14 protein-coding genes and 1 riboswitch are annotated in these 11,851 nt (G+C 51.3%); all 14 genes read left to right on the plus strand.

The genetic code is table 11. The features are described 5' to 3' along the window. Positions 1-61: 61 nt before the first annotated feature. Positions 62-270: riboswitch (cyclic di-AMP (ydaO/yuaA leader) on the plus strand. A gap of 261 nt (positions 271-531) precedes the next feature. The 14 genes from NYE70_RS18300 to NYE70_RS18365 all read left to right on the plus strand — a co-directional run bounded on the left by NYE70_RS18300 (position 532) and on the right by NYE70_RS18365 (position 11,670). Further along, positions 532-1,668 (plus strand): 3D domain-containing protein, encoded by a 1,137-nt coding sequence (locus NYE70_RS18300; protein ID WP_211025501.1) that lies wholly within the window; start codon positions 532-534, stop codon positions 1,666-1,668. A gap of 132 nt (positions 1,669-1,800) precedes the next feature. Beyond that, entirely contained in the window at positions 1,801-2,367 is a 567-nt protein-coding gene (gene rnmV, locus NYE70_RS18305) for a ribonuclease M5 (RefSeq protein ID WP_341047317.1), read from the plus strand. Positions 2,368-2,370: 3 nt separating this feature from the next. Continuing rightward, positions 2,371-3,255, plus strand: coding sequence for a 16S rRNA (adenine(1518)-N(6)/adenine(1519)-N(6))-dimethyltransferase RsmA (rsmA, locus tag NYE70_RS18310; protein ID WP_341047318.1), 885 nt, complete (start codon positions 2,371-2,373; stop codon positions 3,253-3,255). 35 nt (positions 3,256-3,290) lie between these two features. Then, positions 3,291-4,208, plus strand: coding sequence for a sporulation peptidase YabG (gene yabG, locus NYE70_RS18315; RefSeq protein WP_211025415.1), 918 nt, complete (start codon positions 3,291-3,293; stop codon positions 4,206-4,208). A 144-nt stretch (positions 4,209-4,352) separates the two neighbouring features. Then, complete coding sequence (gene veg / locus NYE70_RS18320; RefSeq protein WP_114498803.1) at positions 4,353-4,628, plus strand: biofilm formation stimulator Veg; 276 nt, start codon at positions 4,353-4,355, stop codon at positions 4,626-4,628. Between the two features lie 182 nt (positions 4,629-4,810). Further along, complete coding sequence (locus NYE70_RS18325; protein ID WP_211025417.1) at positions 4,811-4,990, plus strand: small, acid-soluble spore protein, alpha/beta type; 180 nt, start codon at positions 4,811-4,813, stop codon at positions 4,988-4,990. 198 nt (positions 4,991-5,188) lie between these two features. Continuing rightward, positions 5,189-6,043, plus strand: coding sequence for a 4-(cytidine 5'-diphospho)-2-C-methyl-D-erythritol kinase (gene ispE, locus NYE70_RS18330; RefSeq protein WP_341047319.1), 855 nt, complete (start codon positions 5,189-5,191; stop codon positions 6,041-6,043). A 118-nt stretch (positions 6,044-6,161) separates the two neighbouring features. Continuing rightward, entirely contained in the window at positions 6,162-6,992 is an 831-nt protein-coding gene (purR, locus tag NYE70_RS18335; protein WP_341047320.1) for a pur operon repressor, read from the plus strand. A gap of 182 nt (positions 6,993-7,174) precedes the next feature. Continuing rightward, positions 7,175-7,459, plus strand: a complete 285-nt coding sequence (gene spoVG, locus NYE70_RS18340; RefSeq protein WP_055105386.1) for a septation regulator SpoVG — start codon at positions 7,175-7,177, stop codon at positions 7,457-7,459. A gap of 123 nt (positions 7,460-7,582) precedes the next feature. Continuing rightward, a complete protein-coding gene (gene glmU / locus NYE70_RS18345) occupies positions 7,583-8,992 on the plus strand; it encodes a bifunctional UDP-N-acetylglucosamine diphosphorylase/glucosamine-1-phosphate N-acetyltransferase GlmU (RefSeq protein ID WP_211025424.1) in 1,410 nt (469 codons plus the stop codon). Between the two features lie 160 nt (positions 8,993-9,152). Further along, the gene (locus NYE70_RS18350; RefSeq protein ID WP_211025425.1) at positions 9,153-10,106 is read left to right on the plus strand and encodes a ribose-phosphate diphosphokinase; all 954 of its coding nucleotides are present in this window, start codon (positions 9,153-9,155) and stop codon (positions 10,104-10,106) included. Positions 10,107-10,276: 170 nt separating this feature from the next. Further along, the gene (locus NYE70_RS18355; protein ID WP_341047322.1) at positions 10,277-10,603 is read left to right on the plus strand and encodes a hypothetical protein; all 327 of its coding nucleotides are present in this window, start codon (positions 10,277-10,279) and stop codon (positions 10,601-10,603) included. A gap of 189 nt (positions 10,604-10,792) precedes the next feature. Next, positions 10,793-11,353 carry an aminoacyl-tRNA hydrolase gene (pth, locus tag NYE70_RS18360; protein WP_290408313.1) on the plus strand — a complete coding sequence of 187 codons (561 nt, stop codon included), beginning with the start codon at positions 10,793-10,795 and terminating at the stop codon, positions 11,351-11,353. An 86-nt stretch (positions 11,354-11,439) separates the two neighbouring features. Further along, positions 11,440-11,670 carry an anti-sigma-F factor Fin family protein gene (locus tag NYE70_RS18365; protein WP_341047323.1) on the plus strand — a complete coding sequence of 77 codons (231 nt, stop codon included), beginning with the start codon at positions 11,440-11,442 and terminating at the stop codon, positions 11,668-11,670. Positions 11,671-11,851: the final 181 nt, after the last annotated feature.

The raw sequence follows: 11,851 nt of genomic DNA on the forward strand, positions 1-11,851 counted from the left end.
TTTCAGTAATCGATTTGGGGTCGCTCATTTGCTGTTGGCGATTCCGGTTACATGGTTCCATGAACCAGTCTCGCTTAATCTCCACTTGTGGGGAACGGGGGAACCAAGTACGACACGCCGGGAAGGCCCGGCCAGATCGTAATTGATTTCTTTTTGGGTCATTGGGGTGAATTCAAGGTCATTGCGCCATGAGCGAATGAACTGAGGAAGGGCGGCACTCTCGCGTCCTAACCCGACAGCTAACCTCGTAAGCGTACATTGAGAGGGCAAACTCGTGCATCCTATTACACCAAGACATTCGGAAGCCACGAAAGAGAGCCTCTTACTCTTTCTTTGGGCTTCTTTTGTTTTTGAATAAAAGTAATAGGGTCATCATACTGTGTTAAACAGGAGGTGACGGTGCCGGGCAGACTGGGGCAGGATGCGAAGTGCAGCTCATTCAAAATGCATTTCGTAAAAATGAATTGTAGTCACGTCATATGTATCATGAATCGACCTAGACGGCGGGACTATGTAAGGAGGACGGAAGAAATGGGCTTTTTCCGCAAAAAGGAATCCCATGAATCGCGCTCATCCAGCATGTCTTACGCAATGCGGTGGAAACAAGAACATTTACGTCAAATTTCGGTTATCGGATTGTTGGCCATCGCGGTAGTACTCATCATCCTGATTTGGTCTTACAGCCAGAACAATAAAAAGATTTACTTGGTTGTTGACGGGCAAAGTCAAAAAATCGAAACCCGTCATTCGCTGGTCAATCAAGTACTGGAAGAACAGTCTATTGTGTTGGGTCCCGAGGACGCGGTATCGCGGCCGCTCGCTAGCTCCATCCAAGATGGCAACCGGATTGTCATTGTACGCGCGGTTCCGGTAAACGTGAGTGTGGACGGCACGAGCAAAGTGCATTTTACAACCAAGGACAGTGTGCAGGAAACGATTGAAGAGCTCGGCGTTACTATGGGGCAGGAGGATAAAATCACTCCGGCTTTGACCAGTAAGGTGTCGGCGAATTTAGATATTAAAATCGTCCGTGTCACCAAACATAAGGTACAGACCAAAGAAAGCGTACCTTTTACCGTCGTGAAAACATCGGACAATACTTTGCTTAAAGGGAAAACTAAAGTAGTGGCCCCGGGAAGCGAAGGTGTAGTCGTCCACAACATCGAAAAGGTATATGAGGACGGAAAATTCGTGTCAAAGCAATGGCTCGGCAAAGAAGTTGAAAAAGCAGCTTCGCCGAAGGTAGTCGCCGTAGGCACGAAGAAACCGACAGCCGTTGCGTCCGCCAGCATTTCCCGCACTTCGAACGCGGTGAATATCAGCGGGCTTACGACGAAAGGCGGCGTCTCGTTTAAATATAAAAAAGTACTTAAGAACGTAACTTTGACCGCTTATTCCGCCGAAGAAGACGGGATCGGTACGAAGACGGCTTCCGGTACCCGAGTCACGGAAGGAAGAACGATCGCGGTCGATAAGAGCGTCGTACCTTTGGGCTGGTGGGTTTATATCGAAGGCATCGGCTTCCGTAAGGCCGAAGATACCGGCGGTGCCATCAAAGGCAACAAGATGGACGTTTATTACGACTCCCTGAAATCCGCGAAAAACTTCGGACGGAAAAAGGGCCGGACGGTGTATGTAATCGGTCCGACCAAGCCGGAGTTGAACTAACCGGGCGCGTTTACTTTGCTCAGGGAATGATATACTATTAGGATGATGAATAAGACACGGATAAGAAGAGGATGAATTCCTCTTCTTTTTGTTGTAATACAACCATTTTATTGCGGAAAGGTATGGGGCAACATGATTAAGGAGGTCATTGTGGTGGAAGGCCGCGACGATACCGTGGCGGTGAAACGGGCCGTTGAAGCCGACACCATCGAGACCGGGGGATCCGCGATCAATGAGGCGACGTTACGCAAAATCGCGCTCGCGATGGAACGCCGCGGGATTATCATCTTCACGGATCCGGACCACGCGGGGGAGCGAATCCGCAAAATCGTAGCGAACCGGGTGCCGGGCTGCAAGCACGCTTTCTTGCGGGAGGCGGATGCGACGAAGGGCGATGACATCGGTGTAGAGAATGCTTCGCCGGAAGCGATCCGTGAGGCGCTCTCCCGCGTCCGCAGTGAGGTCGTAGGAGCGGCGGAAGACGCGCAGGACCAAATCGATTGGGAGGATTTGATCGGCGCCGGACTGATCGTACATCCCGAGGCTGCCGCCCGGCGGCGCTTTATGGGGGAACGGCTGGGAATAGGGTATTGCAACGGCAAACAGTTTTATAAGCGGCTGGCTATCTTTCGGATTAGCCGGGAGGAGTTTGCGGCTGCACTGGCGGAGTTGGAGAAAGAGAATGAAAGAGGCGAATAACCGATGACCATGAGAGAAGATGTATCTACACCGCGCCGGACGAAGGAAATTATTCAACGGCACGGTTTTTCATTTAAGAAAAGTCTCGGTCAGAACTTTCTGATCGATCAGAATATACTGGGCAAGATCGTCGGCGCGGCCGGCCTGGACGAGTCCAAAGGAGCGTTGGAAATCGGTCCGGGCATCGGCGCCTTGACCGAGAAGCTGGCTCAGACGGCCGGGCGCGTAGCCGCCGTGGAAATCGACCAAAGACTCCTGCCGATCCTGAAAGAGGTGCTGGAGCCGTATCCGCACGTCCATGTGATCCAAGGAGACGTGCTGAAGCTGGATCTGCAAGAGCTGTTCGCAAACGAATTTAGCGGCTGTAACGGCGTCAGTGTGGTGGCCAATTTGCCATACTACGTGACGACCCCGATTTTGATGAACCTGCTGGAGGCGGGCCTTCCGTTGGAGAACATTGTGGTCATGATCCAGAAGGAAGTGGCGGAGCGGATGGCTGCCTCTCCGGGAAGCAAGGCATTCGGAAGCCTCAGCATCGCTGTCCAATATTACAGTGAGCCTGAGCTTGTCTGCACGGTACCTCATACCGTCTTTATCCCGCAGCCGAATGTGGAATCGGCCGTCATTCGTTTGAAGGTACGCAGCACGCCGCCTGTATCCGTGGAGGATGAGGCCTTTTTCTTTGAGGTAGTTCAGGCGTCCTTTGCTCAAAGACGTAAGACGATTTCCAACAATCTTAAGAGCCGTTTTTTCCCTGGGGAAGGACGGGAGAGGCTGGAGTCCCTGCTCGGCGAAGCTGGCATTGAGCCTTCCCGACGCGCTGAAACGCTGGATTTGCAGGAGTTTGCGAACCTTAGCAATACGCTGTTGGCTGCAGGATTAAAATAGTAGAGCTGTAACCAATCCCCTCATTCGCCCATAGGATGGAGTTAGAGGTGATTGATTTGACGAAATTGGGAGACTTGGTCGTCCGTAAATCGTACGGAGGGGACGTTACCTTTCGTATTGAAAAAATAGTGCGGGAGCAGGCCATCATCAAAGGAACGGAGTTCCGGCTGCTGGCCGATGCTCCCTTGACCGATCTGGTCGGGGTTAGCCCGAACACGCCGGGCGAAAAAACGCAGCGAGCCCGGATCAAGGCTACCGAATCGCTGCAGCAGCTGACTAAAGACCGCCTGGAACTGACAGAGCGAAACCAGTCCACTTTGGGACGGGAATGGTTCCCTCCGGGAGAACCTTCATTTTTCGAGGTACCGGGCAAGGTGCTTCACTTGGACGGGGATGAGCGTTATTTAAAGAAGAGCCTTGACCTCTACGAGAAATTGCGCGTACCCGCGCATGGTTACTTTGTCACGGAATCCTCTATGGCTAATGCCCTTTACCGCCTGCTTCCAAGCATTCAGCCCGACATCGTCGTGCTGACAGGTCATGACGGGGTTCTGAAGAATCGCCCCACAACCGACTTATACAACTTATCCAGCTATAAAAACTCGAAGCACTTTGTGGAGGCGATTCAGACCGCTCGGAAGTATGAGCGGAATTTTGATGCCCTTACCATCGTCGCAGGTGCTTGCCAATCGCATTTTGAAGCCTTGCTGCAGGCGGGGGCCAATTTCGCAAGCTCCCCGGCCCGCGTGCTGATTCACGCCCTGGACCCGGTCTATATCGCCGCCAAGGCGTCTTTGACGTCCATACGCGAAACGATCCACATAACGGATGTCCTTAGTCATACGGTCAGCGGAACTCAGGGCGTAGGGGGAATCGAAACCCGGGGAAGCTACCGGATCGGCTTGCCGAAACTCATGGATTTATCCGCTTTAAAGGTCATTCCTTCGATGTAATTTCACATTTTAGTGGGCTCGAGAAAAGTGTCGAAAAAAAATCGTTGACAACCGTTTTTTTCTGCTGATATAATAATCTGTTTCGACTTGACAGGTGACTCCCTTTCTTGTATAATGGACAAAGAAGGAAGGTGGTCACAGGCAATGGCTAAAAATGCGCTGTCAGAAATTAAACACAGTCTCGACGCTCACGTTGGACAGAAGATTATGCTGCGTGCAAACGGAGGTCGCCGAAAGACCGTCGAACGCACCGGTGTATTGGAGGAGACCTATCCTTCGGTCTTTATCGTGAAGCTGGATGAAGAACAGCAGACCTTTAAGCGTGTGTCTTACAGTTATGCCGATATACTTACCGAATCCGTTGAAGTCATGGTTTGTGACGATAACAACGAAATGCGGCTGTCGTATATTAAACCGTGAACATCATAACGATGCAGTAAACGGCCTTTGCGTTCATACGCAGGGCCGGTTTTTATTTTTGGGGGAATTTTCAGATGCGGCGTGCGCGCAGGGTGGACATATTTTACCGGCGTATGAACGTTGAAGAACGACGCATACTAGGGATGTTCTATATCCATGACTTCTTAAAGGGGGAATGGCACATGTCACGCAGAAGGCGCAGCGTCATGTCTGAGAACTTAAAGGTCGAGTTGGCGAAGGATCTCGGGTTTTATGATACCGTTCAGCAAGAAGGCTGGGGCGGGATTAAAGCCAAGGATGCAGGAAACATGGTGAAAAGAGCCATTGAACTCGCCGAGCGGGCCGCATCAAGGGAACCATAGCGCTTGAAAGCACATAAACAGGCTTCTCCGTTAAGCGGAGGAGCCTGTTTGTTTTTGTTCCGAGATCAAGTAAGATAGAGGAAAGTAACAGCATAGAATGTCTTCCGTGCATAGACGAAGACCGGAGTTTTTTTTATAATATGTAAGTTAAAAGTTAAGACAGGTAGAATTTTACGGAACTGAAGGTGGGTGAGCGTCTTGAAAATTTATGAAAAAGCGCCGGCTAAAATTAATTTGATGCTCGATGTTCTACATAAGAGGCCGGATGGCTATCATGAAGTGGAAATGATCATGACGATGGTGGATCTGGCCGACCGGCTGGAAATGAGCGCTCTCCCGCGGGATACGATTATCATCTCAAGCCAGGCGGGGTATATCCCGCTGGATGAGAAGAACCTGGCTTTCCAGGCCGCCAAGCTGATTAAGGAACGTTATGACGTTCGCAGCGGCGTATATATACATTTGGACAAGAAGATCCCGGTAGCGGCCGGCCTGGCCGGAGGCAGCAGCGATGCGGCAGCCACGCTGCGGGGCCTGAACCGGCTATGGAGACTGGGCATCTCGGATGCCGAATTGATGGAGCTTGGAGCTGAACTCGGCTCCGACGTGCCGTTTTGTGTTACCGGGGGGACGGCGCTGGCAACAGGGCGTGGAGAGAAGCTGACTCCGCTGAAATGTCCGCCCCAATGCTGGGTCATTCTCGCCAAGCTGCCGATTAATGTGTCAACCTCCGAGATTTATGGACGGCTGAGAAGCGAAGAAATCCAAGTACATCCCTCCGCTGTAAAGATGCAGCAGGCTTTGGAGAACGGATCTTTTGCGGAAGTCTGCGGGGAGCTTGGAAATGTGCTGGAGGATGTTACGCTTCAAATTCATCCGGAAGTTGCCCATCTGAAGGAAACGATGATCCGGCTCGGAGCCGATGGTGTGCTTATGTCCGGCAGCGGCCCAACCGTATTTGGACTGGTATCCAAGGAATCGAAGGTTCCAAGGATTTATAATGGGCTGCGCGGATTCTGCAAAGAAGTTTATGCCGTACGGCTATTGACCTGACCGGATCACCCCGGGTGAGGTTGGCCTGTTTTGCGGGTAATGGGGAATAAGCTTGAACAGAGACGTACAAAAATGGTATATTTTCTATAAAATATTCGGATTTAGCGAGGGGTACTTCGTGAAAAAATTGAAAAGAAGCGCTCGATTAGTGGAAATGACGCAATATCTATTGGACCGTCCGCATCAGCTGATACCGCTCACCACTTTTGCGCAGCGATATGGAGCTGCCAAGTCCTCGATCAGCGAGGATTTAGCGATTATAAAAGAAGTATTCGAAGACGAGGGCACCGGGGAGCTGCATACCTTGGCCGGTGCGGCCGGCGGGGTGAAATACATTCCGATGATGGGCCGGGAACAAGCTCTGCATTTTGTGGAGCAGTTGTGCGAGAAGCTGTCGGAACCGAACCGGATCTTACCCGGCGGTTATTTGTACATGTCCGATCTCTTGGGATTGCCGGGGCTGATGAACGAAGCGGGCAAGCTGTTTGCAACGGCTTTTGCGGGACGCGATATCGATTGCGTCATGACGGTGGAGACCAAAGGGATCCCGCTGGCCTATGCCACCGGGGCGGAGTTGAATTTGCCGGTCGTCCTTGTACGTAGAGACCATCAGGTTACTGAAGGGTCGGCGGTCAGTATCAACTATGTGTCGGGTTCGCATAAGAGCTTGCATACAATGACCTTGTCGCGCCGGGCAATGAAGGAGAAGTCAAAGGTATTGATCGTGGATGACTTCATGAAGGCAGGCGGAACGATTCAAGGGATGGTTGATCTGCTGGCGGAGTTCGATGCCGAGGTCGCCGGAGTCGGCGTACTCGTGGAATCTGGCGAGGTAGAATCGGAACAGCGGCTTCTCCAGGATTACGTGTCTTTGGCGACGCTGAGAGCTGTGGATCCCAAAGGAAAAGAAATTTCGGTGGAACCGGGCAATTATTTTACCAGAAAATAGAACCGTAGACCTTGTCGATTCTCTGTAAAACCATTGGAATTTACGACGAAACGTGTCGAAAAGCCCATCTGTTCAAAAAAATTCCTGAATTTAGGTCATTTTGTTCATTAAAAAAAAAGGATTTCCGTTAGCTATGTGGAATATTACACCAAGTCTCTGATGGAAAAAGGTGGTGAACACATATGCAAATTACGGATGTAAGACTCCGCCGAGTCAGCTCTGAAGGCAGAATGAAAGCGATCGCATCCATTACCATCGATAACGAATTTGTTGTTCATGACATTCGCGTAATCGACGGAAATAATGGAATGTTCGTGGCTATGCCGAGCAAGCGTACTCCTGACGGGGAATTCCGGGACATTGCGCATCCGATCTCTTCGGGTACACGCGAGAAGATCCAAGCCGCAGTCCTGGCGGAGTACGAACGTGCTGCCGAGCAAGAAGAAGTGATTGAAGAAGGGGCTTAAGTCTCAGTTTTGTCTCAACCAATTGGGGTTCGAGAAAAGGGAGCCATGTAACATGGCTCTCTTTTCTTTTTGTCTTAAATGAGATATATTCAGTAATGAGTTCAAGAGAAGGAGGCCGGGGCCTTGAAAAGATTTGCGATTGTTCTTGCCGCAGGTCAGGGGAAGCGCATGAAGTCCAAGCTCTATAAAGTGCTCCATCCTGTGTGCGGCAAACCGATGGTCGGGCATGTCCTGGACACGGTTAAGAAAGTCCAATGTGAGCGCAGCATCGTGGTTGTAGGTCACGGCGCAGAAGCGGTCAAGTCTTATCTGGGAAATAATGCGGAATATGTGTTGCAAGAGCAGCAGTTGGGAACCGGTCATGCGGTTAAGCAAGCCGGGGATCTGCTGGGGCAGGAGGAAGGAACGACGATCGTCATCTGCGGGGATACTCCGCTTGTGACGGAGGAGACACTGCAAGCCATGCTTGACCTTCATAGCCAAAAAGGAGCGGCAGCTACCGTATTAACGGCTTCTATGGATCGTCCTCAAGGTTACGGACGGGTCATTCGGGACACCGAAAACGGTTCCGTCGTAAGGATCGTCGAGCAGAAGGATTGCTCGCCGGAAGAAGATGCCGTGAAGGAGATCAACACCGGAACTTATTGTTTTGATAATGCGAAATTATTCGCGGCGCTGGAGAAGGTCACAAACAGCAATGCGCAGCAAGAATACTATTTGACGGATGTCATCGGAATTCTAGTTTCCGAAGGAGAAGTCGTCGAGGGCTATATGACCGGGGATTATGCCGAATCCATCGGAGTCAACGACCGTTTGGCATTATCCGAAGCGGAAGGCTTCATGCGTCAGCGTATTAACCGGCGGCATATGCTCGGCGGGGTTACGATCATCGATCCAAGCTCCACCTATATCGGGGCCGACGTAACGATCGGAGCGGATACCGTGATTTATCCGGGTTCCACCCTTTCCGGCCACACCGTAATCGGTGAAGATTGCGTAATCGGACCTGCCGTGGAAATTGAAGACAGCCGGATTCATGATGGCGCAAAGGTAAAGCAGTCGGTATTGTGCCAAGCGGAAGTAGGCAAAGAAACGACGGTTGGACCTTTCGCTTATTTGCGTCCAGGCACTAAGCTGGGGGAGCATGTCAAGGTAGGCGATTTCGTGGAGATCAAGAACGCTACGCTTGACGATGGCTCCAAAGTTTCACATTTAAGTTATATCGGTGACGCCAAGGTGGGTAAAAACGTCAATATCGGCTGCGGTGCGATAACCGTCAACTACGATGGTTATAATAAGTCTATTACCGAAATCGGCGATGACGCGTTTATCGGAAGCAATGTCAATTTAATTGCTCCGGTGAAGATCGGCGATGGCGCTTATGTCGTCGCGGGATCGACGATCACGCATTCCGTACCGGATAATGATTTGGCAATTGCCCGAAACCGCCAGGAGAACAAGCCGGGATACGCGGACAAGCTTCGCGCTCGTGCTAAGGCGAAGAAACAAAGGGAACAGGAAACAAAGGGTTGAACTTAAGTTTATGGTAAAGTGCATGTTCAAAAAGATGACTTTTTGAACAACTTCTTAAAGAGATAGACAGTAGGAACAGCTTTTAGCGGATCAGGATGCAGTGACATTTCAATGACGGGATAGTTAATCTATCTACACAGCACGGAGGGTATTAAAATTTATGACTTATTGTGATTCTAAACTGAAGATATTCACTTGTAACTCTAATCCCAAGTTGGCTAACCAAATAGCCGATTATATCGGAATTCCGATGGGAGACTCGGAAACGATGAGCTTCAGTGACGGCGAAATTCAAGTCAAGCTGTCCGAGAGCGTTCGCGGCTGCCATGTGTACATTGTTCAGTCCACGTGTGCGCCGGTAAACGACAATCTGATGGAGCTCCTCGTTATGGTGGATGCTTTGAAACGGGCTTCGGCCAAGAGCATTAACGTCGTAATTCCTTATTACGGCTATGCTCGCCAAGATCGTAAGGCACGTTCGCGTGACCCGATTACTGCCAAACTGGTTGCCAACCTGATCGAAAAAGCCGGCGCTCACCGCGTCATCACGATGGATTTGCATGCCATGCAAATTCAAGGCTTTTTCGATATTCCGGTGGACCATATGCTCGGCGTACCGATTTTGGCCCAATACTTCCGTTCGAAGCATATTCCGAATCCGGTTGTCGTATCCCCGGACCATGGCGGAGTTGTCCGTGCCCGTAAACTCGCTGACTTTTTGAATGCCCCGCTGGCGATTATCGACAAGCGCCGTCCGGAGCCGAACGTGAGCGAGGTCATGAACATCATCGGGAATATCGAAGGAAAAACCGCGATTCTCGTCGATGATATCATCGATACGGCCGGCACGATCGTACTTGGCGCCAACGCCCTCAAGGAAGGCGGCGTCGAGGAAGTATATGCATGCTGTACGCATCCCGTGCTTTCAGGTCCGGCGATGGAACGTCTGGAAAACTCTCCGCTGAAGGAAGTTATTGTTACGGATACTATTCCGATTACGCATCCGAATCCGACCAGCAAGCTGAAAGTGTTGTCCGTTGCTCCGCTGATGGGTGAAGCCATCATCCGGGTTCACGAAGAATTGTCGATCAGCAAGCTGTTTGAGATCGAATAAGAGTTTCAGTCCTACTGCATAACAGGGGTTGCACCTTCTATAAAGGAGGGCAACCCCTAAGTTCGTATCATGGCTCAACCCTCCCAAACCCTCCCTTACCGTAAGGGAGGGCCCCCCGAGGGCCTGCTGCCCTAGGGGATCACCCGCAAACTGGAGGAACGTGGGAGATAATGAGGCGCTCCTTTGCCGCTGTCCCCTTCGGGGATGCGCTGGGGTTGGGTGCGAGGCACGCTTTTCCCCCTTCGGGTACGTCTTACTTTTGGCGCACCCGGGCTACCTGGTTGTTGGAGGCACTGCTGCTTTCGGACGCACCCGGGGGGCTTTGGCGGAATGAGCCGCTTGTCGCCCCTTCGGGGTACGCTCTACGTTGGCGCACCTGCGTGGCTGGGGAGCGACTTCTGGAGGGAGAGAGCCACTTTGTGCAAGGAGGCGCTGTCCCTTTGGGATGCGCTTGGGTTTGTGCGAAGAATGCGGGGAGTACAGAGGGGCGGGCCTAGTCCGCTGTCCCTTCGGGATGCGCTAGGTTCGTGCAAAGAGTGAGGGATATGCATGCGGGTGTGCTATGGCCGCTGTCCCTTCGGGATGCGCTGGGATCATCAGGGAAGAACTTATTTGTCTGGTGTATGTGGAACGGAGAGGAAATTTGGGGCAGACCAAACTTATATTTTGTAGACGGAGGATTCAAAATGAAATGGATCGTAGGCCTCGGCAATCCGGGGGCCAAGTATGAGAAGACAAGGCATAACATCGGATTCATGGCGTTGGACGAGTTGGCTCGCAGACACGGCATCGCAATCAAACAAAGCAAATGCAAGGCGTTGATTGGGGAAGGCATGCTGCCGGGCGGCAAGGTGGCGCTCATTAAGCCGATGACATATATGAATTTATCCGGAGAGGCGGTCCGCGCCTTTATGGATTATTATAAGGTTCCCCTTGAAGACATGATCGTCGTTTATGATGACCTGGATACGGAAATCGGGCGCAATCGGCTGCGGTATCAAGGCAGCGCGGGCGGTCACAACGGCATTAAATCGATCATACAGCATACGGGAACGCAGTCCTTCAATCGGATTCGGATGGGCATCTCGCGGCCGGAGCCGGGATTCGCGGTTGTGGACTATGTGCTTTCGACGTTTGCCAAGAAGGAGGCCCCGCTGTTGCACCAGTCGATAGAGGCGGCTTGCGACGCATTGGAGTACAGTCTGGATCATACTTTTGAGCAAACGATGGCCAAATTCAACGGGTAATTGGAAATTCGGAGAGCCGCATCCGGCTAAAAGAGGGAGATACAGGGCATACTGAAGGTTATATTGATTCTTCAGGAGGCATATAGATGGCAATAAACTATGTTTGCCGGCACTGCCGAACGTCCATTGGTAGAATAGAAACGCCTTATGTATCCGAATCCCAACTGGGTTTCCATTTCTTGACCCCCGAAGAGCGGCAGGATATAATAGCGTATGATTCGAATGGTGACATGACGGTCCGGGTGACCTGCGATTACTGTAAGGAAGCTCTGGAGAATAATCCGGAGTTGTCCCTGATTTCGAATCCTTTGCAATGACTGCACCTATACCGGATAACGGAATACAGAGCCTTGGCACGGTTGCTGAGGCTCCTTTTTGGTTGACTTCGCAAGGAACTGCAATCTTGGCCGCCGGGGGAGTAATATGCCTCTTATGACATGACTTAGTAACCGCTCCCGCGGGTAGATAATAAGATGTTACTAATATCTTGCAGGAATA

This window comes from Paenibacillus sp. FSL R5-0407, from assembly GCF_038009185.1.
Taxonomy (GTDB): Bacteria; Bacillota; Bacilli; order Paenibacillales; family Paenibacillaceae; genus Fontibacillus; species Fontibacillus vini.